The 22,998-nt window shown below is 58.1% G+C and carries 31 protein-coding genes; 12 read left to right on the top strand and 19 right to left on the bottom strand.

The features are described 5' to 3' along the window. Positions 1 to 7 precede the first annotated feature (7 nt). Both ACWHXT_RS06995 and ACWHXT_RS06990 read right to left on the bottom strand, forming a co-directional pair. Positions 8 to 535 (bottom strand): O-acetyl-ADP-ribose deacetylase, encoded by a 528-nt coding sequence (locus ACWHXT_RS06995; RefSeq protein ID WP_447957746.1) that lies wholly within the window; start codon positions 533 to 535, stop codon positions 8 to 10. Between the two features lie 3 nt (positions 536 to 538). Beyond that, complete coding sequence (locus ACWHXT_RS06990; protein WP_447958015.1) at positions 539 to 1,399, bottom strand: methylated-DNA--[protein]-cysteine S-methyltransferase; 861 nt, start codon at positions 1,397 to 1,399, stop codon at positions 539 to 541. Between the two features lie 150 nt (positions 1,400 to 1,549). Between ACWHXT_RS06990 and ACWHXT_RS06985 the strand changes: the two genes are divergently transcribed. Then, positions 1,550 to 2,143, top strand: a complete 594-nt coding sequence (locus ACWHXT_RS06985; protein ID WP_447957745.1) for a LysE family translocator — start codon at positions 1,550 to 1,552, stop codon at positions 2,141 to 2,143. Here ACWHXT_RS06985 and ACWHXT_RS06980 read toward each other — a convergent pair. Then, positions 2,108 to 2,962 carry an AraC family transcriptional regulator gene (locus tag ACWHXT_RS06980; RefSeq protein WP_447957744.1) on the bottom strand — a complete coding sequence of 285 codons (855 nt, stop codon included), beginning with the start codon at positions 2,960 to 2,962 and terminating at the stop codon, positions 2,108 to 2,110. The two genes, ACWHXT_RS06985 and ACWHXT_RS06980, sit on opposite strands and share 36 nt — an antisense overlap. A 157-nt stretch (positions 2,963 to 3,119) precedes the next feature. Between ACWHXT_RS06980 and ACWHXT_RS06975 the strand changes: the two genes are divergently transcribed. Beyond that, positions 3,120 to 3,941 carry a DUF1206 domain-containing protein gene (locus ACWHXT_RS06975; protein WP_447957743.1) on the top strand — a complete coding sequence of 274 codons (822 nt, stop codon included), beginning with the start codon at positions 3,120 to 3,122 and terminating at the stop codon, positions 3,939 to 3,941. A gap of 3 nt (positions 3,942 to 3,944) precedes the next feature. After that, positions 3,945 to 4,547: a YqaA family protein gene (locus ACWHXT_RS06970; protein ID WP_447895769.1), complete on the top strand. Its 603-nt coding sequence runs from the start codon at positions 3,945 to 3,947 to the stop codon at positions 4,545 to 4,547. A 42-nt stretch (positions 4,548 to 4,589) separates the two neighbouring features. Here the strand turns inward: ACWHXT_RS06970 and ACWHXT_RS06965 are convergent, their stop codons facing one another. Beyond that, entirely contained in the window at positions 4,590 to 4,907 is a 318-nt protein-coding gene (locus ACWHXT_RS06965) for an antibiotic biosynthesis monooxygenase family protein (protein ID WP_447957742.1), read from the bottom strand. 194 nt (positions 4,908 to 5,101) lie between these two features. Here ACWHXT_RS06965 and ACWHXT_RS06960 point away from each other — a divergent pair, with 194 nt between their 5' ends. After that, complete coding sequence (locus ACWHXT_RS06960) at positions 5,102 to 5,671, top strand: isochorismatase family protein (protein WP_447957741.1); 570 nt, start codon at positions 5,102 to 5,104, stop codon at positions 5,669 to 5,671. After that, positions 5,661 to 6,692: a GlxA family transcriptional regulator gene (locus ACWHXT_RS06955; RefSeq protein WP_447957740.1), complete on the top strand. Its 1,032-nt coding sequence runs from the start codon at positions 5,661 to 5,663 to the stop codon at positions 6,690 to 6,692. The genes ACWHXT_RS06960 and ACWHXT_RS06955 overlap by 11 nt, the downstream gene beginning before the upstream one ends. Here the strand turns inward: ACWHXT_RS06955 and ACWHXT_RS06950 are convergent. Beyond that, a complete protein-coding gene (locus tag ACWHXT_RS06950) occupies positions 6,668 to 7,090 on the bottom strand; it encodes an MAPEG family protein (protein ID WP_447895765.1) in 423 nt (140 codons plus the stop codon). The two genes, ACWHXT_RS06955 and ACWHXT_RS06950, sit on opposite strands and share 25 nt — an antisense overlap. Before the next feature lie 162 nt (positions 7,091 to 7,252). Here ACWHXT_RS06950 and ACWHXT_RS06945 point away from each other — a divergent pair, with 162 nt between their 5' ends. From ACWHXT_RS06945 to ACWHXT_RS06935, 3 genes are all read left to right on the top strand, one after another. Then, the gene (locus ACWHXT_RS06945) at positions 7,253 to 8,068 is read left to right on the top strand and encodes a helix-turn-helix domain-containing protein (RefSeq protein ID WP_447957739.1); all 816 of its coding nucleotides are present in this window, start codon (positions 7,253 to 7,255) and stop codon (positions 8,066 to 8,068) included. Between the two features lie 52 nt (positions 8,069 to 8,120). Next, positions 8,121 to 8,582 (top strand): carboxymuconolactone decarboxylase family protein, encoded by a 462-nt coding sequence (locus ACWHXT_RS06940; protein ID WP_447957738.1) that lies wholly within the window; start codon positions 8,121 to 8,123, stop codon positions 8,580 to 8,582. Positions 8,583 to 8,677: 95 nt separating this feature from the next. Beyond that, on the top strand, positions 8,678 to 9,421 hold the full coding sequence (locus ACWHXT_RS06935) for a class I SAM-dependent DNA methyltransferase (protein WP_447957737.1): 744 nt from the start codon (positions 8,678 to 8,680) through the stop codon (positions 9,419 to 9,421). 113 nt (positions 9,422 to 9,534) lie between these two features. On the opposite strand, the gene ACWHXT_RS06930 is transcribed toward ACWHXT_RS06935, so the two are convergent. Then, a complete protein-coding gene (locus tag ACWHXT_RS06930) occupies positions 9,535 to 9,936 on the bottom strand; it encodes a DUF4019 domain-containing protein (protein ID WP_447957736.1) in 402 nt (133 codons plus the stop codon). A 292-nt stretch (positions 9,937 to 10,228) separates the two neighbouring features. Here ACWHXT_RS06930 and ACWHXT_RS06925 point away from each other — a divergent pair, with 292 nt between their 5' ends. After that, positions 10,229 to 11,680, top strand: coding sequence for a hypothetical protein (locus ACWHXT_RS06925; RefSeq protein ID WP_447957735.1), 1,452 nt, complete (start codon positions 10,229 to 10,231; stop codon positions 11,678 to 11,680). Between the two features lie 82 nt (positions 11,681 to 11,762). On the opposite strand, the gene ACWHXT_RS06920 is transcribed toward ACWHXT_RS06925, so the two are convergent. From ACWHXT_RS06920 to ACWHXT_RS06895, 6 genes are all read right to left on the bottom strand, one after another. Beyond that, a complete protein-coding gene (locus ACWHXT_RS06920; RefSeq protein WP_447957734.1) occupies positions 11,763 to 12,248 on the bottom strand; it encodes a DUF1456 family protein in 486 nt (161 codons plus the stop codon). A gap of 10 nt (positions 12,249 to 12,258) precedes the next feature. After that, positions 12,259 to 12,681 carry a tetratricopeptide repeat protein gene (locus ACWHXT_RS06915; RefSeq protein WP_447895761.1) on the bottom strand — a complete coding sequence of 141 codons (423 nt, stop codon included), beginning with the start codon at positions 12,679 to 12,681 and terminating at the stop codon, positions 12,259 to 12,261. An 82-nt stretch (positions 12,682 to 12,763) separates the two neighbouring features. Continuing rightward, entirely contained in the window at positions 12,764 to 13,162 is a 399-nt protein-coding gene (gene fos, locus ACWHXT_RS06910) for a fosfomycin resistance glutathione transferase (protein WP_447957733.1), read from the bottom strand. A 343-nt stretch (positions 13,163 to 13,505) separates the two neighbouring features. Further along, on the bottom strand, positions 13,506 to 14,114 hold the full coding sequence (locus ACWHXT_RS06905; protein ID WP_447928752.1) for a DNA-3-methyladenine glycosylase I: 609 nt from the start codon (positions 14,112 to 14,114) through the stop codon (positions 13,506 to 13,508). Between the two features lie 79 nt (positions 14,115 to 14,193). Next, positions 14,194 to 15,039 (bottom strand): EamA family transporter, encoded by an 846-nt coding sequence (locus ACWHXT_RS06900; RefSeq protein WP_447957732.1) that lies wholly within the window; start codon positions 15,037 to 15,039, stop codon positions 14,194 to 14,196. A gap of 241 nt (positions 15,040 to 15,280) precedes the next feature. Then, positions 15,281 to 16,525, bottom strand: coding sequence for an acetylornithine/succinyldiaminopimelate transaminase (locus ACWHXT_RS06895; RefSeq protein WP_447957731.1), 1,245 nt, complete (start codon positions 16,523 to 16,525; stop codon positions 15,281 to 15,283). A gap of 99 nt (positions 16,526 to 16,624) precedes the next feature. Between ACWHXT_RS06895 and ACWHXT_RS06890 the strand changes: the two genes are divergently transcribed. After that, on the top strand, positions 16,625 to 17,530 hold the full coding sequence (locus tag ACWHXT_RS06890) for a LysR family transcriptional regulator (protein WP_447957730.1): 906 nt from the start codon (positions 16,625 to 16,627) through the stop codon (positions 17,528 to 17,530). 42 nt (positions 17,531 to 17,572) lie between these two features. On the opposite strand, the gene ACWHXT_RS06885 is transcribed toward ACWHXT_RS06890, so the two are convergent. The 7 genes from ACWHXT_RS06885 to ACWHXT_RS06855 form a co-directional block, all read right to left on the bottom strand. Next, on the bottom strand, positions 17,573 to 17,914 hold the full coding sequence (locus ACWHXT_RS06885; RefSeq protein WP_447957729.1) for a GFA family protein: 342 nt from the start codon (positions 17,912 to 17,914) through the stop codon (positions 17,573 to 17,575). Positions 17,915 to 17,945: 31 nt separating this feature from the next. Further along, positions 17,946 to 18,491: a GNAT family N-acetyltransferase gene (locus ACWHXT_RS06880; protein ID WP_447957728.1), complete on the bottom strand. Its 546-nt coding sequence runs from the start codon at positions 18,489 to 18,491 to the stop codon at positions 17,946 to 17,948. Between the two features lie 130 nt (positions 18,492 to 18,621). Beyond that, on the bottom strand, positions 18,622 to 19,071 hold the full coding sequence (locus tag ACWHXT_RS06875) for a GNAT family N-acetyltransferase (RefSeq protein ID WP_447957727.1): 450 nt from the start codon (positions 19,069 to 19,071) through the stop codon (positions 18,622 to 18,624). Between the two features lie 50 nt (positions 19,072 to 19,121). Beyond that, entirely contained in the window at positions 19,122 to 19,865 is a 744-nt protein-coding gene (locus ACWHXT_RS06870) for a class I SAM-dependent methyltransferase (protein ID WP_447957726.1), read from the bottom strand. 173 nt (positions 19,866 to 20,038) lie between these two features. Beyond that, a complete protein-coding gene (locus tag ACWHXT_RS06865; RefSeq protein WP_447957725.1) occupies positions 20,039 to 20,575 on the bottom strand; it encodes a GNAT family N-acetyltransferase in 537 nt (178 codons plus the stop codon). Between the two features lie 51 nt (positions 20,576 to 20,626). Further along, positions 20,627 to 20,902, bottom strand: coding sequence for a putative quinol monooxygenase (locus tag ACWHXT_RS06860; protein WP_447928743.1), 276 nt, complete (start codon positions 20,900 to 20,902; stop codon positions 20,627 to 20,629). 271 nt (positions 20,903 to 21,173) lie between these two features. Then, positions 21,174 to 21,599, bottom strand: a complete 426-nt coding sequence (locus ACWHXT_RS06855; protein ID WP_447928742.1) for a VOC family protein — start codon at positions 21,597 to 21,599, stop codon at positions 21,174 to 21,176. Between the two features lie 97 nt (positions 21,600 to 21,696). Between ACWHXT_RS06855 and soxR the strand changes: the two genes are divergently transcribed. After that, positions 21,697 to 22,158: a redox-sensitive transcriptional activator SoxR gene (gene soxR / locus ACWHXT_RS06850; RefSeq protein ID WP_447928741.1), complete on the top strand. Its 462-nt coding sequence runs from the start codon at positions 21,697 to 21,699 to the stop codon at positions 22,156 to 22,158. Between the two features lie 61 nt (positions 22,159 to 22,219). Next, positions 22,220 to 22,900, top strand: coding sequence for a class I SAM-dependent methyltransferase (locus ACWHXT_RS06845; RefSeq protein WP_447957724.1), 681 nt, complete (start codon positions 22,220 to 22,222; stop codon positions 22,898 to 22,900). Positions 22,901 to 22,998: the final 98 nt, after the last annotated feature.

Here is a 22,998-nt window from a genome sequence, read left to right as displayed (position 1 = left end):
AAGGCGCTCAAGCCCCTAGCGCGGCCTCGTACACCGCCAGATCATCCGCAGAGAAGCAGCAAAACGTGACCGACTCGACCGAAGAGCCCGCTTTCAGCGCTTCTTTCACCGTGGCGACGGCGACCCCGGCGGCCTGCTCGATGGGGAAGCGGTAAACGCCGGTGCTGATGCTGGGAAAGGCGATGGAGCGCGCATCGACGGACTCGGCCAGTTCGAGCGCGCGCCGGTAACAGCCGGCGAGTTTGTCCGCTTCGCCACGCTCGCCGCCGTGCCACACCGGGCCTACCGCGTGGATCACATAGCGCGCCGGCAGGTTGAACCCCTCGGTCAGCTTGGCATCGCCGGTGGCGCAGCCGTTGAGCTTACGACACGCCTCGACCAGTTCGCGCCCGGCGGCGCGATGAATGGCGCCGTCCACGCCGCCGCCGCCCAGAAGCGACTGATTCGCGGCGTTGACGATCGCATCCACCTCGAGGGTCGTGATATCCGCCTGCAGTGCCTTGATCTCCATGGTGCGCTCCTTGTGTTGGTTCATGGGTCACTCTATCAGCGCCAGGCCCTGTTCGCGCGCTTCAAGATGTGACTGGCTGCTCTCCCAGGCCTGCACCATCTGTTTTCGCGCCACGCCCCAGCGGTAACCGCCCAGCGCCCCGCTTTGCTGAATGACCCGGTGGCAGGGTATCCAAAGCGCCACCGGGTTAGCCCCGACGGCGCTGCCCACCGCCCGCGAGGCACCGGGCTTGCCAAGCGCCAGGGCAAGCTGCCCGTAGCTTGCCAGCCGCCCCTCGGGGATCGCGAGCAGCGCCCGCCATACCGCAATTTGAAAGTTAGTGCCCGCCACGTGTAGCGCAAGCCCGGCCTCGCCTGGGCGGCAATCAAAAAGCCCCTCTACGGCGTACCGGGTGGCCTCCGCGGATTCGACCAGCGCGCTGCCGGGCCACTGGGCACGTAGCGTTGCCAATTGCTCGTTTGCGCTGACCGCGCCGGTAAAGCCCATGCGGCAGATTCCCCGCCGGGTAATGGCCACCAGCACCTCGCCAAACGGGCTTGGGTGCAGGCCGTACTCGATGGTGAGCCCCTCGCCCTGGCGCTTGTATTCGCCGGGTGTAACGGCCTCGAGGGTGACGAAGTGATCATAAAGGCGCGAGCCGCCGCTCAAGCCGACCGCGTGGGCGGCGTCCAAAAGCGGTTCGGTGGCGGTCATGATGCGCTTGGCACGCTCGAGGGTCAGTGCCTGTAAAAAGCGCTTGGGCGATACCCCGGCATAACGAGTAAAAAGCCGCTGAAAGTGGCTGGGGCTTAAATGCACGTGCCCGGCCACCGTGGCCAGGTCTGGTTGGCGGGTAACGTTATCCACCATGTAGGCCATCGCCTTTTCGATACGCGCGTAGTCGTCCATCGCCTCGTCCTCGGTTTTTTTCAAGCTTAAGCGTGCAAGCCCAAAGCGGCGACCCGAATCCTGCGCGCCGGGCATCAATTTTTTGCAATACGCGATAGCACTCGACGGGCACACTGAACCCTGCCTTTCACAAACCCGAAGAGAGTCACGATGAGCGTATCACTGCTGCTGCCGATGTCGGCATTTGCCCTGGCCGCGTCCATTTCCCCAGGGCCGGTCAACCTGGTCTGTTTGAGTAGCGGCACACACTACCCGCCCGCCAAGGGGCTGGTCTTTGTCACCGGGGCAACGCTTGGTTTTATCACGCTCTTTTTGGGTATCGGCGCGGGGCTCTATTCGCTGCTTACATCCTGGCCACCGCTTGCCGCGCTTCTGCGCTATGCCGGGGTGGCGTTTTTGCTTTACCTGAGCGTTAAACTCGCACTCGATAACGGCCGGCTACCGGCCAGGACCCCGACCAAAGCGCCGGGATTTATGACCGGCGCCGCCATGCAGTGGCTCAACCCCAAGGCTTGGCTGGCTTCCGCTTCCGGTATTAGTGCCTACACCAGCGGCGGCGAGCTCCATCAGATTTTGCTCTTTGCAGCGATCTATCTGCCCGTTTGCTGGCTATCCCTGGCCTGCTGGGTAGCCGCCGGGGCTTTCTTGAAGCGCTACGTTCAAACACCCTGGATACTGGCCTCGCTCAACCGTTTGCTGGCCCTGCTACTAGCGATTAGCTGCGTTTTTATCCTGCTCGACTGAGGCCTTTCGATACTGGTGCGGGGTGGCCGCCACCAGCCGCTTGAAGGTTCGTTGAAAATGCGGCTGGTCGTTAAAGCCCAGGGTCAGCGCTGTCTCGGCGATAGAGCGGCCCTCCTTGAGCTTTTGCTGACCCAGTTGAATGCGTCGGTTGATCACATAGGCGTGGGGCGTCATATCAAAATGCTTTTTAAATGCCCGAATCAAGTGTCCATCGCTCAAGCCGGAATAGTCGCACAGGTGCGCAAGCGAGAGCGCCTTCTGAGCATTTTCATCCAGGTAGCCAGCCAGCGACCGAAGGGCCGACGGCGCTTTCAAATTCGCTTGAGTGGGAGGTTCCTTCAGATGATGAAACACCGTCAGCAGGCAAGTGATCAATGCGCGCTGCTTGTCGGCAACACTCACCCGCCCATCCAATAAACACGCGGCCATATGTCGGTAACGCTGATAAAGCGCTGCATTGGAAATCCTCGGGGCTGCGATATCCTGCCACTGCGGCGTGGCCAAGAGCCCTGCTTGATAGCGCAAGTCGGTGACCCACTGCGTATCGACGTAGAGCATCAGGTACGACCAGGGTTTCTCGACCATGGGGTTGCAGGCATGCACCCAGTGCGGGTTCATCAACACCAGATCACCGGCGCCAATCGCGTACCGAGATGCTCGGTACTGAAAATGGCTGTTGCCGCGGGTCACCGCGCCCAACGACCAGTGATCGTGGCTATGTAGGGCGTACGCGACTTGTCGTGCATCGCCAATACAGCGCAGCTCTACATAGGGCATGCGTGGGTCGCGCCAGAACACCGGCGCCGTCGATGCGTTCACCACCAGGTTTTCCTCACAGCTCGAACGTTAATAAACTCCGCAGACGCTAGGTCTTTTGCGTATCATCGCCTACTTTACACAGTACCGTTTCAAGCGCCTATTTTGGCGTTGGCTCATACTGGACGGTAGCGCCATACCCTTTCGTCAGGAGGACTACGTGACCCCATCATCTCCCAATACGCCCGACCATAAAGACGCGATCCAGTTATACGCCCGTATGGGCTACGCCTCGCGGGGTGTCGTGTACTTGCTGGTCGGGGGTCTTGCTGCCATGGCCGCGTTCGGCCAGGGCGGGCAAACCGAAGGGAGCCGAGGGGCACTGGAAAGCGTGCTGAGCGCGCCTTTTGGTAAAGTCCTGCTGGCCATCATCGCCCTTGGCCTGCTCGGCTACGCCATGTGGCGCTCCATACAGGCCCTCAAGGACGCCGACCGCCACGGCACCGCCGCCAAGGGTATCGCGATTCGCGCGGGGCTTTTGGTCAGCGCCGTTACCCATACATTGCTGGCCTTTTACGCGGCCAGCCTGATTTTTCGCCTGGGCGCCTCGTCCTCCGGCGATTCCGGCGGCTCGCAGGACGCGGTGATCTGGCTATTTCAGCAGCCGCTGGGCCGCTGGATCGTCGGCGCGATGGGCCTTGCCATTATCGGCGCCGGTATCGCTCACGCCTTGAAAGGCTACAAGGCCAAGTTCGACAAGCACTTCAGCATGTCCACCGCCACCCAACAGTGGGCCTACCCGGTATGTCGTTTCGGGTTGGTGACTCGCGGCGTCGTTTTTATCATCGTGGGCAGTTTTTTTCTGATTGCGGCCTATAACGTCAACCCAAGCGAGGCGGGCGGCACCGAGGAAGTATTCAGCACGCTACGCACCCAGGCGTACGGGCAGTGGCTTTTGGCGTTTGTCGCGCTCGGGCTTTTTGCCTTCGGGGCCTACAGCGTACTGGCATCGCTCTACCGCCGCATCGACCCGGCGATGTAGGCCATGAAGCTTCTCTCGGCGGGTCAAAAGCAGTGGCTCGAGCGTCTCAATCACTCCCGGTACATGCTTTGGCTGCTGGGCACGCTCTCGTTTCTCGAGACGATCATTTTGCCGGTGCCGCTGGAGCTCATCATCATACCGCTGATGGCGTCCAACCGGGCGCGCATTTGGGCCATGGCAACCGTGGTGACGTTTGGCTGCCTGCTCGGCTCGCTGGTGGGTTACGGGGTGGGCATGCTGCTGTTTCAGTCCGTGGGTACCTGGCTGATCGGCTTCATGGGGGTCGAGCAAAGCTACCAGGCGTTTCAGACGTTTTTTGGCCAGTACGGGTTCGCGGCGATTCTGGCCATCGGCATTCTGCCGGTCCCCTTTCAGGTGGCCATGATCACCGCCGGGCTTTCCGGCTACCCTATTCTGCTTTTCGGGCTGGCGGCGGTTTTGGCCCGGGGCTTTCGTTACTACGGCATCGCCTGGCTCGTTTACCGCTTTGGTCATGAAGTAGAGCGCATGTGGCAGCGCCACGCGGTAAAAACCAGCATCGTGGCCGGCGTTTTGTTGCTGGCGCTTGGGCTGCTGATGCAGACGCTGGCGAGTCGCCTACTGTAAAGAACCCGGCGGCTTCATCCTCGCGCCCGTCGGGCTAACCGATCACCCCGCGTAGTCCCGCTCCACTTTGGCGATGCGCGTTTTAAACTGCGCATACCACTTTGCATGCCCCAATCGCTGCGCCTCCTGATGCTCGGCGTGCGCCTTCCACGCCTTGATCGACTCGATGTCTGCCCAATAAGACACCGTCACCCCGACCTCCTCCCGCGCCGACTCCACGCCCAAAAACCCCGGCTGCTCGGCGGCAAGCTCCACCATTCGCGCGGCCATCTCAGCGTAACCTTGTTCGTCATCCGTGCGTATCGAGGTAAATACCACGGCGTAATACGGGGGCTTGGGGGTTGCAGCAATGGCGGTCATGGTCGCTCACTCGGGCAGGTTGGCTAAATTCGAGCCTTTTATCCTAAGCCCTTGCCAAGCGTTGTCGACCCGAAAACGACTTTTTTAGCGTCCATTCCACAATGTCCGAATCTGTCCGCTTCGTGGCCGCGGATGTGTCGCGGGTCTTGCGCCCTCCCCTTACGCTATAGCCTCCATGACCCACGAGGCTCACCATGACACACCCGACGACCGCCCTGCTGATGATCGACGTTCAGGCCTCTTTTCCCGCCAAAGCGTACTGGGTCGAGGCCCTTGCCGACACCTGGCGGCCCCACCAGCGCGCCCTGCTCGACGCCGCCCAACAACACGGCCTACCCATGGTGCGAATTTTTCACGAAGCACCGGCAAGCCAAGGGCCGTTCGACCCCGTAAACGGCCTGATTCGTCCGCTTGAAGGGTTCGATGACGCCGCTGCCGCCACGTTTCACAAGCGCGTACATAACGCGTTCAGCGATACGGGGCTCGAGCGCTGGCTACGCGAGCGGTCTATTTCACGCCTGGCCATCAGCGGCATCCGCAGCGAACAGTGCTGCGAAACCACCGCACGCGTGGCCTCGGATCTCGGCTTCGAGGTCGATTTTGTAAGCGATGCCACGCTTACGTTTCCCATGACGCGCCAGGGCGTCACCTGGCCCGCCGAGGATATCAAGGCGCGCACGGAGCTCGTGCTGGAAGACCGCTTTGCGCGTATTATCGACACCCAGGATTTGATCGACGAGTGGCGAGACGCGCGTGACCAATAGCCCCCAGCCAAGCCAGCCGCCCACCCCAAGGGGCAACACCCTGCGGGTGGCGGTATTGATGATGCCAGGACAGGTGCCGCTGGATCTGGTGGGCCCGCTTCAGGTATTGCAGTGCGCCAGCCGCTTGGGGCTGGACATCGACGTTAGCTATATCGGCCCCAGCGCCGCCCTTGAGTGGCTGGGGCCGCTAACGCTTTCCGGCATAGCGCCGCTACCGGATGAACTCCCCCACCAGCACCTGCTGCTGATTCCAGGCCAGTACCGCCGCCACCTGGACGTTGAGGCCCAGCGGGCGTGCATCGGCTGGCTAACGGCCAACGCCGCCTGCGCGGATACGCTGATGACGGTGTGCTCCGGGACACTGCTATTGGCGGATGCCGGGCTGCTCGATGGGCGGCGCTGCACCACCCACCACACGCTACTCGAGCAACTGCGCGCCAAAGCGCCCAGGGCCCGCGTTCAGGGCGACTGCATTTTTAGCGAAGATGGCCGCTACCTGACCAGCGCAGGCATTTCCACGGGGATCGACACCATGCTGCACTGGCTCACCCGCGTAGGGGGCCATGGGCTGGCACTGGCGGTGGCTCGGGAGATGGTGCTGTATCTTCGCCGCAGCGGCCAGGAACCCCAGTTGGGTGCCTGGCTCGAGGGGCGCAACCACGTGGACGAGCGGATTCATCGGGTACAAGACGCCATTTGCGCGGCACCCGCCCACCCCTGGCGCAGCGAAGCGCTGGCCGCACAAGCGGCCATGAGCGAGCGCCACTTCCGGCGTCAGTTCAAACATCTCACCGGCCTGCAGGTCGGCGACTACATTAGCGGCCTGCGCCTGCAACGGGCCAGGGCGCTAATGATCGAAACCCCATGGAGTCTCGCTCGCATTGCCGAAGAGACGGGCTTTGGCGACGAGCGCCAGCTGCGCCGACGTTGGTCCCAAGAGGAAAAGCACCCGCCCAGCGTATGGCGCCGCGTTCAACCGGATATGGCCGATTTCGATCAGGGCAGCGCGAGTACGATCTGAACACACATCACCACCATGCACAGCATGCCCACGCCATAGGCGATGGTGCGCCAGGGCTGAAACGCGGCCAGGTAACAAAGCGTGTGGCAGTAGCGCGCAGCGGTAAAAATCATGAACAGCCACACGGCAAGCCCGGGCGCCGCCCCCACCATCACGTAGGCCACGCCCAGCCCCAGGAAAATAGGGATGTTTTCAAGGTCGTTCGACCAGGCTTTGCTCGCCTGCTGTACCTGGGGCAGCTCCTCCTGGGCAGGCTCCTTGCCCGCCATGCGCGCATCTTCCGGCGTTTTAAAGGTCATTTTGGTGATGCGATGAAATCCCTGGTAGAGACCCGTCGCCCACATTTTCACGAACAGCAGTACCGTGGCAACGGCGTACCAGTAAACGGGCTCTTCCATGATCGCTCCTTTTCTCGGTGGCGTTGTGGCTTGCATGACTCACCCGGCTAAGCATAGCCGACACACAAAATGACACCGATAAATTGCGGGATTCGTCCTGGGGCGTTACGTTTTTGACGTACGCGAGGTTTGATAAAGCGTAAGAGGCAATCGGTTGTTCTGATGCAGGTAGAGGATATGGATGCGATTATTCTGCCAGACAGCGCGTTGCCGCTAAATTTTCAGCAGCGCCCACCCCATTACCGGCTAAGACGCTGGGTGCAGTGTTTGTGGTCGCTGGGCGGGGGCGACGCGGGAGCTTCCCGTATCGAGAAACTTTATCCCGATGGTGGGGCAAGCCTTACCATTCACCTTGATAAGGCCCAACCCGATATTACGCTCTGTTTCAACAAACACACCCTGGTGGAAACGCTGGACGCGTCCACTGCGCGTATGGGAGTGCGCTTCAAACCCGCAGGTATGCACTGCCTGATGGGATTGGCTGCTGACGCCCATGTCGATTTTTATCATCGGCTTGAAAGCGCCACTCAACCGGCGTGGTTGGCGAGCCTAATGCCCATCATCGATTCGCTTTACCCACTAGATAGCCCAGCAGGTATGAACCTGCTGGAAAGCTGGTTATTGGGGCTTTTGAATGGCGCGTCGAACATACAAAGTCGCCTGCCTCTGCTCGTCGATACGCTCAGTACGTCAAAGCTTTTGCCTGACCAGTTAGGTGCCTACTTGGGCTTCACCCGGCGCACGCTGGAGCGCAAACTCAAACGCGAAGTGGGGGCTTCTCCCAGCCAGTTGGTTAACTTCGCCCGCCTTCACCGCGCGCGTCACGCATTAATCGAAACCAAAAGGCCACTGGCCGATATAGCGCTTGGCTGTGGCTTCCATGATCAGGCCCATTTTACCCACGCCTTCAAAAAATTCGCCCTGGAAACCCCAAGCGTATACCGCCAGCGCAAATTGTCGCAAAGTTACAAGGCGTAGCCGGCCCGCCGCTTTAAATTAAGGCCTTTCTTAAACGACACGGGCCTGCACCATGAAGACACGCCTCTCCCAGCAAGCGGTTTACACGCTCAATCCGCGTATCCCCAAACACCTGGCCGCACTGGCCAATACAAGCTCGAATAGTGCAGTGACACCCATGATCGTGCACCTAGTCGAGCTACGCGTTTCCCAGCTAAACCAGTGCTGTTTTTGCCAACATAAGCATGCCGAACAAGCACGCGAGAGTGGCGAGCATCAAAGGCGTCTCGACGTTCTGCCTGGCTGGCGTGAAGCGCCCTGCTTCAATGTCCAGGAGCGCGCCGCTCTGGCATGGGCTGATGCTTTGACGCTGGTCAATCAACAGCGGGTGGATGACCCCACCTATCAGCAAGCGCTGGATGCGTTTGGTGAGCGCGATCTTATGGAGCTGACCGCCGTCATTCTTGCAATGAATAGCTGGAACCGGGTGGCCATTAGTATGCAGTTCGTTCCTGACATGACGGCCTCTTTGTAAACTGCCCGTGGCCTTTTAAAGGAGCCACGGCATCGCTTCTAAAATTCAGAGCGCTCGTTTACCATGCGCCACCCCCTTACGAGCGCCGCCCTGCCATGTCCGTCAACGCACTTTATACCGACCTTTCTCACTATTACGATTTGATGTGCGAGGACATCGACTACCCGGGGCAGAGCCGCGGCGTGCAGCGCCTTCATCATGTGCTGGGTAACGGTGGTCGCCGGCATCTGGACCTGGCCTGCGGCACCGGCCCGCACGTGCGCCACTTTCTGGATGCAGGCTTTGCAAGCAGCGGCCTGGATATCAACCCACCCATGCTGGCACTGGCCGCCGCCCGCTGCCCCGAGGCGCAGTTCAGCTGCCAGGACATGGGGGATTTCAGCGTTAGCGAACCCCAGGACCTAATCACCTGCTTTCTCTACTCGGTTCACTACAGCGACGGTATCGCGCGGCTCAAGGCGTGTATCCAAAGCGCCTACCGCGCGCTTGAAAGCGGCGGCATGTTTTGTTTCAACGCCGTGGACAGGGAAAAGATCGACAATGCGCTTCTGGTCAGACATAAGGTGCGCAAGGGGGATGACGAGTTTGCGTTTCGTTCGGGCTGGCACTACTCGGGCAGTGGCGAAAAGCAATCACTCAAGCTGAGTATCGAAAAAAGTCGGGGAAGCGGCGTTGAGCGCTGGGACGATGAACACGCCATGGTCGCCGTCAGTTTCGCCGAACTCACGGCGCTGCTGACACCCTACTTCACCGTGCAGGTTTTCGAGCACGACTACGCGGCCATTACGCCCTGGAACACCACCTCGGGCAACGCGATATTCGTCTGTATCAAAGCCTGACCGACGATACCAGACGGCCTAAACGGCGCGATAAAGCCTGATCGCTGCCGCTATTGATCCGGTTTCTATTGAACCTGGTATTTATTGAACCTGGTCTCTATTGAACCTGATCTCTATTGAACGTAATAGCCGCTGACGCGCCAGGCGCCGTCTTCGAAATGCGGGGTAACGGTTTCGGTGAGCAGCCGGTTGGCGAAGTTGGTCTGGAAGGTAAAGATCTTGTAGTCCCCCCGCGGGGCGCCGGGCATCGAGGTCTCGCTGATCACGCGCAGGCGGCGGCGGGACTTCATCTCGCCTACGTCCTGGCGGGCAAGCTCGATGGTACGCTCGAGCATGCTGGGCGAAAGCGGGCGCTGTAAAAGCGGTGAGGCGCTGTCCCAGGCTTTTTCGAATTCACCGTTATCGATACTTTGAAGCCAAGCCATCACCGCTGTTTCAGCGGCGTCCGCGTGGGCGCTGGCGGGAAGTACGGAAAAAACGAGGGCGGCCACTAGGGCACGCAGCGTGGTGGGCATGTAGGGCTCGCAGTGGTTGAAAAACGTTTGCTTTGCTATCCATACGTTATATCGGTCAATCGCCCTCCGACTTTAACGCCACCCCTCAATACCCGGTTGTGCCGGTTATAGCCCCTGTCGGCCCGAGGCTTACCGGTAGGCAGTTGCTTTAGTGCGCGATTGTACTAGGGTAATGGCTGGGCACGCGTCTCACCCTGCCTTCCATACCGATCTCTTTTCGGGTCGGTATTTAACCCAGCCGGCTTTTAATAATTAAAAAGGCATATAAAACGACACTAGCAAGGAAAACTTCATGTCATACCTACGCGTATGCCAGTTCAACAAGCTGGCACTTGGGCTTAGCGTTTCCGCAGCCATGATCTCGAGCGCGGCAGCGCAAACCAGTGACCAGCAAACCATCGAAGAGCTGCGCTCACAGCTCAACCAGATGCAGCAGCGCCTCGAACGGTTGGAAAGCCAGCAAGGTACCGCCGCCTCCAGCACCGCTCAGTCAGGCACGACCTCCCAAGGCGATTCCAACCAGGACTATACGAGTCAGAACGCGAACCAGGGCTCATCGAATCGTGGCTCTTCAAGCCAGGGCTATACGGAGCAAAGCTCATCCGGTGACACGGGCGCCGAAGGCTCCTCCTCCCGGGACGGACAGGAACTGGCCCAGGAAAACCAAAGCACACTCGAAGAGATGCAGCAGGTCGAATTCGGCGGACTGGTAGAGTTCAGCGGCAGCGCGAACGACTGGGACGACCAGAGCAAGGATACCGTTGGCGATCTCGACTTCGGCAAGCTCGTTTTCACCGTAGAAGGCGAAACCGGCAATATCGATTATTCCCTGGCCTACCGCTTCTACGACGACTACCACTTTCTGCAGCACGGCTGGGTCGGCTATAACCCCACCGAGGAAGATTCCATTCAGCTGGGTCTGGTGCAAACGCCCTTCGGCAACATGGATTACGGCTACCTGGGCTACTATGGCAACCTGGGGTACCTGGCGGGTTTCAACGATAACCAGAACGCCGGTATCAAGTGGGACCGCTCTGCTGGGGCCTGGGATACGTCGCTGGCCTTTTTCAAAAGCGACAGCTTGAGTAACGACAACGAGCACTACGGCGCCAACGCCGTGGGCGACAGCGCGCAGGGTAACAGCGAAGAGAACCAAGTCGCCGCGCGAGTAGGCTACACCTTTGGTTACGACACCGACTACGCTACACAAGTGAACGTGTCCGCCAAGGGCGGCCAGCTTTATAACCGCAACACCGAGCGCAGCGGCGATAACTGGTCCGCCGCCCTGGGCGTAGACGGAAGCTATGGCAACTGGCGCACGCTCGCTCAGGCCACGACCTACGAGTACAACGCCAAGAACCCGGCGGAAAGTGAATCGGGTATTTCCGATAACGCCCTGCAAATCGGCGCCTTCAACTTCAACTACCTAATCCCCGCCAAGGGTGAGATCTACTCGGCAAGCGTGGGCTACAACCTGGAAGTGGATTGGGGCCCGGTCGATAACCTGTTCTTCTTCAACGACTTCAGCGTCATCGACCCCTCCGGCGACTACAGCGCCATCAATGGCGGCTTCGGCGATCAACAAAACCCCATGGTCAACGACTTGGGGGTACAAATGACCGCCGGCCCCTTCTTTGCCTGGTTCGATATCGTGAGCAACAAAAACGGGTTGGATTACTTCGGCTCGCCGGTCGACAACGGCTGGAATACGGCGTTTCTCACCAACTTCGGTTTCGAATTCTAAACCGCGCCCCGCGTAGCAAAAAGGCCCCCAAGGGGCCTTTTTAATTTAAAACGCTTCGTTTAAACGCGGCGCTGCGATGGGTTCACGCCTTCGCAGCGCCGTTTTCCTGGGCCGGGCGGTACTGGTTCTGCAGGCCCATCAGAAAATTACGCAGCATTTGATCCTTACACTCACGGTAATTCTTGTGGCCGGGCTTACGGAAAAACGCGCTCAGCTCATGGTGGCTTAACGGCAGGTCCTCGCGCTCGAACACCGCGATAATATCGTCGGCCTGCATGTTCAAGGCGATACGCAGCTTCTGGAATACCTTGTTGTTATTGAGCTTGGCTTCCGGCGTGGGCGCCGGACCTTCACGCTTGCCGCGCTTGTAGCTGATAAAGCCGTTCAAAAACGCCGCCAGATCCTTGTCCTTCATCGTCTCAAAGGCCTCGTCGTCGTCCTTTTTCAACCAGGCCGTTACCTGCTCTAAAGCAACGTCCACATCGGCCAGCTTGAAAATGGCCACGATGGCGGTGTCTTTCAAATCGAAGGTGTAACGGATGCGGCGTAAAATATCGTTATTGGTCAACGTGGGGGTCCTAACGAGTAGTGAGCGAGGTCAGCAGCGCGTCGATCTCTGCTTTCAGTTCATCATCTTGAATGTTGGCTGCGCCAGCTTTAGCCTGGCGCAGGCTTTTAATGGCGTCGTCGATGTCGTCCCGCTCTACCTGAAGCGTTGCCATCGAGAAACCGATCGAAGCGATATGGTCCTGGGAGGGTATAGCGACGGCTTTATCCAGCGCTTTTTGGTACAGCACCAGCGCTTCGTCCAGCTCTTCGCTAAAGTCGGCCAGCGTTTCCCATTGCTCCGGGTGGTCTTTCTCGGTGTATTCGTTATCGATACAGATGGCTTCGAGCTCGGCGTACAGCACATCGAAGCTTTCGCGGTCGTCCTTGTGCGCCGCTTTCATCAGCTTCTCGGCCAGCTCATACACGGCCTTGTAGATTTTGGTGTTAATCATTACGTCAAAACGTCTCTTGAATAAAAATCGGAACCTGCCGCCGGCGTGTTTGCGCGTGACGCTACACCTTTACGCGGCCAGTTTAAAGCCAAACGAGCCCGCTGTAAGGTTTCGAATTAAGTGATGCCAACCGGCTTGCCAAACCACCCGCGTGAATTTCCAGTTTGTGTCCGTCCGGGTCCAGTATATAGATAGACGCTCCTTCGCTGGTGTTCTCTTTCCATTGACGTACATTCAGCGCTTCGAGCCGGGTGTAAAAGGCCTCGAAATCGGCCTTTTCGATATCGAACGCGATATGGGTGTAGTCCTCTTTCGCACAAGGGGTATCGCAAGAAAGACACAGCCATAGATCCCCTGCCGAAAGGTAAGCGCCATTGTCCCACTTCACGTGACCGGTGAGCCCCAGCACATGGGTATAAAAGTGGAGCGAGCGCTCGAGGTCGCTGACAGCCAGAGTGATATGGTTTAGACCCGTGATCATTGTTCTGTTCCTTATATATTCGACTCAAACGATCCTTGATATAGCTTTATTCATTCGTAGTCAGTCTATATCTCGAGCCACCATCAAAACTTCATCAGCCGAATAAAGATTCGAAATGGTCGCCACCCCTTCAGCGCCCAGCGCGCTTCTATACAGTTTTTGAGCATTGTTATTGGCTCTTGTGCTTACTAAAATGCTCTTTGGTACAGAGTTTTTCAAAGCAAGCTGTTCTCTTTACGAAACCGTTAAGTTGGTCAAGAACTTGGAAAAGCTGCAGTGCATTCTGATGCTGAAGCTCCGGCATTAGCGCTACTACGCCAGCGAATAACGGGGTCGTAACGCATCAGGCAGGCCGGGTAAACGCCCGGCGCGCCTCATTGATGCGCGGGCGCAGAAAGCACGCTTCTGCGTGATCGTTAATCAGGCCCATGGCCTGCATGAAAGCGAACACCGTGGTAGGGCCGACGAACTTCCAGCCGCGTTTCTTCAGATCTTTCGAGAGTGCGATGGACGTCGGTGAGGAGGAGACGCTTTGCGGCGCGGCCACGTCCTCCTCCCGAGGCTCGAAGCGCCAGAAGTACGCCGCCAGCGACCCTTCCTCTTCGACCAACTCGCTGGCGCGCCGGGCATTGTTGATCACCGCCTCGATCTTGCCGCGATGGCGAACGATGCCGGCGTCCTCGAGCAGGTGCTCGACATCGCCCTCATCGAAAGCCGCCACCTGGTAAAAATCGAACCCGGCAAAGGCGGCGCGAAAATTCTCGCGCTTGACCAAAATGGTGCGCCAGCTAAGCCCGGCCTGAAACGCCTCGAGGCTTATTTTCTCGAACAGGCGCTGGTCACCCGCGACCGGAAAGCCCCACTCGTGGTCGTGATAGGCATCGAACTCCGGCGCCGTAGCGCACCACCCGCAGCGACGCTTTCCATCCGGGCCTTGCGTTGTCGTGTTCATGAGTATGATGTCCGGTAAACCCAAGCGGACGAGTAGTTTAACAAAGGCAGCTTGCCAGTGTGTGACGCCCACCAGGCGCTCAGGGCTTGTAGCGGGTCAACACCACGCCAAGCGTAATCAACGAGGACGACACGAACCGCCAGACACCAAAGCCCTCCTTCAAAATAAAGGTCGAGATCAGCGCGGCGAACAACACGCTGGTCTCACGCAAGGCCGAGACCATTCCCAGCGGGGCGTAAGCCATGGCCCAGATAACGATCCAATACGCCCCCACCTGCAGGCCGCCGCCCACGGTGGCGGGCAGCAGGTTCTCCCGCACTACCCGTTTGATGGCGTTGAGTTTCCAGAGGGAAGCAATCAAAAAGGTCAGCACGCCGTTACCGATGGTAAGGCAAACGGCAAACCCCATTATTGAGCCGGCCTGCCGCGCGCCCAGCCCGCCCACTAGCGTGTAGGAGGCAATGAACGCCCCCGTTCCCAGCGCCAAGAATATTGCGCGCGGGTTTTGCGTAATGCCAGTGGCTTTCTCGAAAGCCAGCGCAATGACCCCCACCGCCAAACAGACGACCCCCAACAAGGGAATGAAACTAAGCACCTCCGCGGCAAAAATGGCGGCGCCTAATGTGACCAGCAGCGGGGCCGAACCGCGGGCAATGGGGTAAACCTGCCCGAAATCGCCATACTGATACGCCAAGGGCAAACTGAAGTGATACGCGGTATGCAGCAAGATAGCAGTGGCCAGAAGCGGCCAACTGGCGGAGTCTGGCAGCGCCACGAACGGCGGCGCCAACAGCGATATTAAACTTCCCAGCAGCGTGATGACCGCCATGACGGCGATTCGGTCGCCGCTGACCTTGACGATGGCGTTCCAACTGGCGTTGAAGAAGGCCGCCAGCAATACGATTATTGTTATTTCCAGGCTCATGATTTTCCCTTTGGCGCGTCATTAAAGTGCCGCGCATTGATCGGCAAATCTCGCAGCATCGTACCGGACTATGACGCCTTGAATACTCCTCAGGCAAGGCGCGCGCCAACCAAAGGGTCGAGGCTTTTCCGCTTATGCCTCGTCGAAGACGAGCGCCGGATTGTCGCCAATGGGCCACGTGATTGCGCCATGAAAGCACCGTGACAGCTCCTCCATTGCCCTCTTTCTCTTGGCCGGCGGTCTATGTGGCAGAAAGACGTGCCAGTATGCTGATCGCGCGCTTCAACCGCCGCATTCCCTCCTGGATATCCGCTTCGGGGATGATGAGCGATGGCGTCAACCGCAGCACCATGGCCCCGGCCATCTGGGCGATCAGCCCCTCTCTTATCAGTAGTGGCATGAGCGACTCCGCGCGGCCCTGATACACCTCACTCAACTCGGCGCCAATCAGCAGCCCTTCACCGCGAATCTCCTTGAATACGGGGTACTGTTGGTTGATCGCCTCGAGTTGCTCGATCATGAGTTGATGGCGCGCTTCGACGCCGCTCAAAACCTCTGGCGTGTCGATCGTCTCCAGTGCCGCCATGGCCACGGCGCAGGCAAGCGGGTTGCCGCCATAGGTCGAGCCGTGGGTGCCCACCGCGAAGGACGCCGCAATAGAGCTTGTGGTCAGCATGGCGGCAATGGGAAAGCCGCCCCCCAATGCCTTGGCACTGGTAAGAATATCCGGCACCACGTGGTGGTGCATGTAAGCGTAAAGCGAGCCCGTGCGCCCCATGCCCGTTTGCACCTCATCGAAGATCAGTAGCGCCTGGTGCTGATTGCATAGTGCGCGCAAGCCTTCGAGAAAATCCTGCCAGGCGGGAACGACGCCGCTCTCCCCCTGTACCGGTTCGATTATCACCGCGCAGGTGGCATCGTCGATCAGCGCGCGTACGCTTTCCAGATCGTTGAATTCGCCGTGTACCACGCCTTGCGGTAGCGGGCCAAAGCCTTCGGTATACGCGGGTTGACCACCTGCCGTTACGGTAAATAGCGAGCGGCCGTGAAAGGCCTGCTTGAAGGCGATGATCGTGTTCTTTTGGGGGCCGAAGTGGTCGTAGGCGTAGCGCCTGGCAAGCTTCAGCGCCGCTTCGTTGGCTTCATTACCGGAGGAGCAGAAAAAGACCTTATCGGCGAAGGTGCGCTGGGTAAGCGCGCGGGCCAGCGCCAGCGCCGGCTCATTGGTGTAAACGTTAGAGAGATGCCAGACCCGGCGCGCCTGGGCTTGTAGCGCCGCAACCAGTGCCGGGTGGCAGTGCCCCAGGCCGCTCACGGCCACGCCGCCGGCAAAATCGATGTACTCTCGCCCCGCCTGGTCCCACAGGCGGCTGCCCTGCCCGTGGGTAAGCATGACCTCTTGGGGGGCGTAGTTGGGCGTCATGTAACGCGCATAATCCTCGCGCTGTGGGGTTTGCGGGCGATTCGATAACGGGGGCTGTTCCATGATCACTCCTGGCGGTTAGCGGCATTGACGCAGTATCATCCAGAAGCAGGGCTGGAAAAACACAGCCAGATTGGAAGCACTATAAAGCGAGGCTTGATAATGGATCTTTACCACTCGATGGAGGTCTTCGTGGCCGTGGTAGAGAGCGGCAGCATGACCGCGGCGGGTGATCGTTGCGGCTTGTCCACGACCATGGTCGGCAACCACCTGCGCGCGCTCGAAAAGCGCTTGGGCGTTAGCCTGCTGCGGCGCACCACCCGGCGTCAGAGCCTCACCGAGTTTGGCGCGGTTTACTATCAGCGCTGCGTGGACATCCTCGCGCTGGTCGCGGATTCCGAACGCCAGGCCGAAGCCAGCCAGGCCATACCCAAAGGAACACTCAAGATCACCGCGCCGCCCACCTTCGGCGCAGAGTGTTTGATGCCAAGGCTAGCCCCCTTTATGGCGCGCTACCCGGAGATCAAGCTGGATGTGGCGCTTACCGACCGGGTGATCGACCTGGTCGAAGAGCGCTTCGACGCAGCGTTTCGCCTGGGCACGCTGGAGACCTCCGACACCCTGGTCGCCCGCCCGCTGATGAAGTACGGCCTTACCCTTTGCGCCTCACCCACGTACCTGCAACGCCGGGGCGCACCGCAAACGCCATGTGAGCTGGCCCACCACGACTGCCTGGCGTTTGCCTACCCGCCGGGCACCGAGTGGCAGTGGGCCGAAAAAAAGTGGCAGTTCCACGGCCCTGAAGAAGAAGTCACCGTGGAGTTTTTAAGCCGTATCGAAGTAAATCACGCCGAGGGGCTGCGCCAGGCCGCGCTGGCGGGCATCGGCATTGCGATGCTGCCCAACGTGCAGATCAGCGAGGATATCCGCGCCGGGCGGCTAATCCCTTTGTTGGCAGATTACTCGCTGCCCCAGCGCCCGATGCATCTTCTCTATCATCAGGACCACTACCGCTCGCCCAAACTGCGCAGCTTCATCGACTTCGCGGTGGAGGCATTTGGGCATTGATGGGCGGTCGCCAGTAGGTCGCATACGCCGTAGCACAGTCGTTCAGGACGCGGCGCCGTTGATGTTCCTGACCGGTATTTCAGCAACGCTGGCCTCATCGGCGAGGCGCATATTGATGGCGACGGTGGGTTCATCACACCGCTCCGTGGTTTGGTAATGAGTAGTACAACCGCACGTCGTACACCAATGAAATTCGGCTTCTTTATCCCCCCAGCTATAGAACACCGTCTTTGAATGGCGACAGTTTATCGTGACCAGGTTGGGTGAATAGTAAGCCCAGAGCGCCGCATACCGGCGGCAAATCGAACAGTTACACTGGCCGATCTCTTCCGGAAAGTGAGCGGCGGTGATTTCGACATTTCCACAGTGGCAGGTAACCTTCACAGACACTTCCTTTTCATGACGTCCAGTCGGGTTAACGCTTATCGTTAGTAGCGAACTCGCGGGCCAGCATTGAATAAATGGCGTGGTCGACATAGTGGCCGTAGAGATACTCACGCTCGCGCAGGACGCCCTCGAACGTGAACGCCAGCCGCTCGGCAATGGCCCGGCTTTTGACGTTTTCCGTCGCGCAGGCAATTTCGATGCGGTTCAAGCCGTGTTCGCAAAAACCAGCCTCGACCAGTGCTTTGACGGCCAGGGTCATGATGCCCTTGCCTGTATAGCTCTCGCTCATCCAGTATCCGATACCCGCCCGGCGGTTCGTCGTATCGAAGGGATGAAAGCCGCATACGCCGCAGGCCGACCCATTATAAAAAACGCCGTACTGCGGGCCCTTGCCCGCCTCGTACTGCTTGATAACCGACGTTAAAAAAGCTTCGGTGTTCGCTGGCGACTGATTGGCATCGATCCAGGGCAGCCACGCGCGCAAATGCGCCCGGTTTTGATCGACCAGCTCGAACACCTCATCCCGGTGTTCCATGCCAAGCAGCCTTAACTCGATGGACTCGCTAATCAACAACGCTCTCTCCTTTTGTAACACGATAATTGCCCCTGATGGCGGGCCCTATTCAGTGGCACCGGCACGGTATTGGGCATTTAAAAGTCCCCTCAAACCTTAAAAGATCAGGTTTACGACGTCAGGAATGCCTTCAATCGAGCGTCAAATAAAGCCGCAGCGCATCCCGGTGCTGTATGCCCTTCTCGAAAATAGGCTCCGAGTAATGTTGCAGAAAATGGTTTTTCATTACCCTGTCCACGCGAAACCCCTGGCGCTGATAATAGGTAAGTTGGTACCCAAAGGTGCCTGTGCTTAACTCCACCCGCTGCATCTTTTTGCTTTTTAACGCGTCCAGCACGTAGCGCAGCAGGCCAGAACCCACACCTTGCTGCTGAAATGGCGGATAGATCGCGATATTGAATATCTCGGCAATGCCGGCACCGATCGGTTTAGCAACACACGCGCCCAGAACCTTTCCATCACGCTTCGCGGCAAAACACCAGGCTTCGCGCAGGTAGGAGGCAATAACCTGCTCGGAGGGGTCCGCTTCAAGCAATAGCTCGATAGGCATTTCACCAGCGCCTACTTCCAGATAGTGCACGTTTCACCTCGGGGGGCTTGATACTCAGCAACGCTACGAAGTGTTTTTTATCATCGAGCCTCGTACTGCAGTATTTCGTAAGAGTAAGCGTATTGAAATACGCCGCTAAGATCGATATTAGAAAGGCCTTCGCGTAATTCAGCCACTATTGAATCCAACGCCCTGCCCCGTCGTACGGCCTCTTCGATATTCGATTGCGTAGTGAGATAACCGATCAGTGATTCGAGCGTAAATGAGATCGGCAGCCAGCCATTCTCACTCGCCAGCAGGGAAAGTTGTTGGTCGTCTGCCAGCTTCATGTCCTCGTATCGAACCCGCGGCGGTGAGGGGTAGCGCTTCAAATACTCCCCCTGGAACCATTCGTTGAACCGAGCGGACGTGGAGTGGCCCGCGAAGGCAAAATTATAGATAATCCACACGGCCCCAAGGTTAGAGGCAGCTTTATAGGCATCCAAGGCCCGGGGACCATCGAACCAGTGAAATGCCATACACGTCGAGATGAGATCGAAACGGCCATGTTGGGGTAGCTCGGTGTAATCCGCTTTCCTCACGGTCAGGCCACGGCGCTTCGCTATGGCCAGCATCTCCTCAGAAGAGTCGATCCCCAAGACGTCTTTACCAATATCCAGCAAAGCCAAAGTGGAGTCGCCCGTACCGCACGCAACGTCCACGACTCGACTAAAGTTCTCGACGGGCAAATGCCGCTTCATGATGTCGAAGAGCGCAGAATGAACTTTCGGGCGGTATTGATCGTAGCGTTCGCCAACGCCGGTATCGGCGAAATATTGTGCCATGCAGACTTCCTCGAAGAGCGGTTCGGATCTTTAAGAAATACCTAACACCTATCTTTATCGTAATTAATCTTAATGCTTGTCCAGCATTTGCGTGCTTCCGGCATTCACTGGATAAAAAACGCCATCTAAAGTTCTCATAAACATACTTCCTACCTGGATGCCGTTTTAACCATTCAACTGCTGGCAGCCCTGCTTGGATACCACTGCGCCAACGTCTGCCGGTACATTCTCACTTCACGTCCGTGAAATTCATGCAGCTCGTAATGCGTAAAACCTACCTTAAAGGCGACCTTTTGCGATGCCCCATGTTCGGGTTCGATCAGCGTTACTACCGAGGGGAGCGACTTCATTTCAAAGGCGTAAGCTAACACTGCTTTGGCAGCCTCGGATGCAAAGCCTCTATTCCAATACTGCGTAGCGAGCCGATACCCAAGGCTAATTTCCTCGACACCATTGACCTCTTCCGGGCCAACGCCGCAAAAGCCGATCAGCCTATTCGTATCCTTTTCAATTAACGCCCAAGGCCCGATTCCGTGCATCTCGTAACTTTCTAGACACCACTCGATAAAGCGGCGCGTCATGACCTCATCGCAAACGCCACGAATCGAGTATTCCATGACGGCAGGATCGCTCAAAATTTTGGTCAGCTCCTCTGTATCGCTTAAGGACAATGTCCGTATTACCAGCCTATTTGTTTCACAGATCCACATACCCTTCACCCGAATTACGCTTCAAGCGCTTATAAACTAATGAATACTCTCCTATTCAACTATCTCATAATGGCGCACGGCATTGCGCGTCTGCTTTCCCCAATCGGAGGTGGCCACGCGGCGCTGGTGGTAATCAAACGCGGCGCGGTCGATAAACGCCTCGAACACCTTAAAACGACAAGGGTCGGATTGATCCTGAATGACCTCGAAGATTAGGCACCCCGGCTCCGCAAGCGTTAGCGTTTTATGCGTGACAAGCGCTTCCTTGAAAGCTTCAAGCTCGGCTGCCGGCACGGTGATAAATCCTTCTAGCGTTAATTTAGGCATGGTTGTTCTCTATTGGTTAGGCTCTGTCTGAAAAGTGCCTGCGCTCGACAATACGGCGTTAAAAATTGGCTCAAAATACTCATTTACACATGTAAACTCCGTTTTTTCGCCAATTTTTGCCTTGTCTTGTCTTCGCTCGTCGACTTTTCAGACAGACCCTAGGCGCTGCCGCTTCTAAACGGCGCGCCCTTCTTGAAGCGCCTTTCATAGGCAATCGAAAGATCATACATACGGCTCGTTCAAGGCTCTGTTAAATACCCGGTTCAGCCTATTAAAGAGCGTCGCGGTTTAAATTGCGCTCGGCGGGAATATCGCTGAGATACTCGACGAACTCTACTTCGAACCCGGCCGGGTCGACGAAGTAAGCGTTTTTACGAAATGGCTCGGTAGCCCCCGGTTTGGCAACGGGGTACCCCGCGTTATTCAACCGTGCGACCAAGGCATCCAGGTGTTCGGTCACGTAGGCAAAATGAGCAAGCCCCACGCTGTGGCCTTCAAGCGCCCGGTTCTTACCTTCTCCGTGGTCGCTCAGCGCTAGGTAGTGGTGGTCGTCGCCAAAATGCACCCACTTGCGTGGCTTGCCGTACCATTCGCCCTGCCCTTCATCGCGTATGCGCCAATGAGGAAAAGCAGCGCGGTAAAAATCCAACGTGGCGTCCATATTCGCGACCACCAAATTAACGTGTTCAAGATACATGGTGTTTCTCCTTGCGTGGGTTCGGGTAAAAGGTTAAAACCTCAACCTAAGTTGAGGTAAAGCTTTTTTTTGAACAAAGAGAACACCGGGGGCAAGCATGGCAGAAGCAACCTGGAGCGTCGGCAAGGTCGCCAAGCGCTGCGGCATTAACGTGAGTGCCCTGCACTTCTACGAACAGCAAGGGCTGATTCAAAGTTGGCGTAACGCGGGCAACCAGCGCCGCTACAAGCCCGAAGTACTCAGGCGCATTTCAGTTATCAAGGCCGCACAGAAAGTCGGCGTGAGCCTGGAGGAGATCAAGCAGGCCTTTGAGTCGCTCCCCAATGGCCGCACGCCCACGGTTGAAGACTGGCAGCAACTTTCCGAGCGCTGGCAGCGCATGCTGGATGGCCGCATCGCGTACCTGCAAACGCTGCGCAACAGCCTGAGCAGCTGCATCGGGTGTGGATGTCTGAGTATGACCAACTGCCCGCTTTACAACCCGGAGGATGAACTGGCCGAAGTAGGCAGCGGGCCGGTGCTTTTGGAGCGCGCGGCCGCGCGAGCCAAGTCGAATTAATTGCCCTAATCTTTTTATTGATACACTCGATACATCTACACCACGCCCTATGGATGGCTCAATGAACCCTTTTAGTGATGAAAAAATCGTCGATTCCTGGGAGAAGAACGCCTCACCCTGGACCGATGTAATACGCAATGGGCATATCGAAAGCCGTAAGCTGGTCACCGACCAGGCCGTCGTCGAGGCCGTTCTAAGCCGGTCGCCCGAATCCGTGCTCGATATCGGGTGCGGTGAGGGGTGGCTCGTACATGAACTCGCGCCCCACGTAGCGCACCGGGTGGGGGTCGATGTCGTGCCCGCGCTCATCGAGAAGGCCCAGGCCGCGGGTAATGGGCACTTTCATGTTTCATCCTATGAAGCGATTGCGGCGGGCGCGATCGAGGAGCGCTTCGATGCGGTTGTCTGCAATTTCTCGTTGCTGGGTAAGGAATCGGTCGATGCACTGTTGCGCGCCGCCCCCGCGCTTCTGAATCCCGGGGGCGTTTTCATCGTACAAACGCTGCACCCCGTGGCAGTCGATGTGACGCCCTACGCCGATGGCTGGCGTGAAGGCTCCTGGGCGGGTTTCGGCGCCGATTTTAGCGACCCGGCGCCCTGGTACTTTAGAACGCTGGAAAGCTGGGTAAGTCTGTTTTCCGCCAGTGGGTTTCAATTACTCGAAATGCGCGAGCCCGTTCACCCGAAAACGCAAAAACCGGCGTCCGTCATTTTCATAGGCGCGGTAGCTCGGGATAATTGATAAGCCAACAGCGCACGTTGAAAAGATCAGGTGGTCTTCGGATTGGCCTGTCGTGAGAAAACGTATTAGCCATTTCTTGTAAAGAAAAACATCAATCA

It is taken from the genome of Vreelandella halophytica, from assembly GCF_968193635.1.
The sequence above is the reverse complement of the archived record's forward strand: the minus strand, read 5'-3'. Positions and strand labels throughout refer to the sequence as shown.

Excerpts from the sequence above, each read along its gene's own strand:
- ACWHXT_RS06940 (WP_447957738.1), top strand. The coding sequence starts at position 8,121 with ATGAAGACACGCCTCTCCCAGCAAGCGGTTTACACGCTCAATCCGCGT.
- ACWHXT_RS06905 (WP_447928752.1), bottom strand. The coding sequence starts at position 14,114 with ATGAACACGACAACGCAAGGCCCGGATGGAAAGCGTCGCTGCGGGTGG.
- ACWHXT_RS06870 (WP_447957726.1), bottom strand. The coding sequence starts at position 19,865 with ATGGCACAATATTTCGCCGATACCGGCGTTGGCGAACGCTACGATCAA.
- ACWHXT_RS06950 (WP_447895765.1), bottom strand. The coding sequence starts at position 7,090 with ATGGAAGAGCCCGTTTACTGGTACGCCGTTGCCACGGTACTGCTGTTC.
- ACWHXT_RS06960 (WP_447957741.1), top strand. The coding sequence starts at position 5,102 with ATGACACACCCGACGACCGCCCTGCTGATGATCGACGTTCAGGCCTCT.
- ACWHXT_RS06945 (WP_447957739.1), top strand. The coding sequence starts at position 7,253 with ATGCAGGTAGAGGATATGGATGCGATTATTCTGCCAGACAGCGCGTTG.
- ACWHXT_RS06865 (WP_447957725.1), bottom strand. The coding sequence starts at position 20,575 with ATGTGGATCTGTGAAACAAATAGGCTGGTAATACGGACATTGTCCTTA.
- ACWHXT_RS06900 (WP_447957732.1), bottom strand. The coding sequence starts at position 15,039 with ATGAGCCTGGAAATAACAATAATCGTATTGCTGGCGGCCTTCTTCAAC.
- ACWHXT_RS06845 (WP_447957724.1), top strand. The coding sequence starts at position 22,220 with ATGAACCCTTTTAGTGATGAAAAAATCGTCGATTCCTGGGAGAAGAAC.
- ACWHXT_RS06890 (WP_447957730.1), top strand. The coding sequence starts at position 16,625 with ATGGATCTTTACCACTCGATGGAGGTCTTCGTGGCCGTGGTAGAGAGC.
- ACWHXT_RS06915 (WP_447895761.1), bottom strand. The coding sequence starts at position 12,681 with ATGATTAACACCAAAATCTACAAGGCCGTGTATGAGCTGGCCGAGAAG.
- ACWHXT_RS06970 (WP_447895769.1), top strand. The coding sequence starts at position 3,945 with ATGAAGCTTCTCTCGGCGGGTCAAAAGCAGTGGCTCGAGCGTCTCAAT.
- ACWHXT_RS06995 (WP_447957746.1), bottom strand. The coding sequence starts at position 535 with ATGAACCAACACAAGGAGCGCACCATGGAGATCAAGGCACTGCAGGCG.
- ACWHXT_RS06930 (WP_447957736.1), bottom strand. The coding sequence starts at position 9,936 with ATGCCCACCACGCTGCGTGCCCTAGTGGCCGCCCTCGTTTTTTCCGTA.
- ACWHXT_RS06990 (WP_447958015.1), bottom strand. The coding sequence starts at position 1,399 with ATGGACGACTACGCGCGTATCGAAAAGGCGATGGCCTACATGGTGGAT.
- ACWHXT_RS06860 (WP_447928743.1), bottom strand. The coding sequence starts at position 20,902 with ATGCCTAAATTAACGCTAGAAGGATTTATCACCGTGCCGGCAGCCGAG.
- fos (WP_447957733.1), bottom strand. The coding sequence starts at position 13,162 with ATGATCACGGGTCTAAACCATATCACTCTGGCTGTCAGCGACCTCGAG.
- ACWHXT_RS06895 (WP_447957731.1), bottom strand. The coding sequence starts at position 16,525 with ATGGAACAGCCCCCGTTATCGAATCGCCCGCAAACCCCACAGCGCGAG.
- ACWHXT_RS06925 (WP_447957735.1), top strand. The coding sequence starts at position 10,229 with ATGTCATACCTACGCGTATGCCAGTTCAACAAGCTGGCACTTGGGCTT.
- ACWHXT_RS06965 (WP_447957742.1), bottom strand. The coding sequence starts at position 4,907 with ATGACCGCCATTGCTGCAACCCCCAAGCCCCCGTATTACGCCGTGGTA.
- ACWHXT_RS06855 (WP_447928742.1), bottom strand. The coding sequence starts at position 21,599 with ATGTATCTTGAACACGTTAATTTGGTGGTCGCGAATATGGACGCCACG.
- ACWHXT_RS06985 (WP_447957745.1), top strand. The coding sequence starts at position 1,550 with ATGAGCGTATCACTGCTGCTGCCGATGTCGGCATTTGCCCTGGCCGCG.
- ACWHXT_RS06935 (WP_447957737.1), top strand. The coding sequence starts at position 8,678 with ATGTCCGTCAACGCACTTTATACCGACCTTTCTCACTATTACGATTTG.
- soxR (WP_447928741.1), top strand. The coding sequence starts at position 21,697 with ATGGCAGAAGCAACCTGGAGCGTCGGCAAGGTCGCCAAGCGCTGCGGC.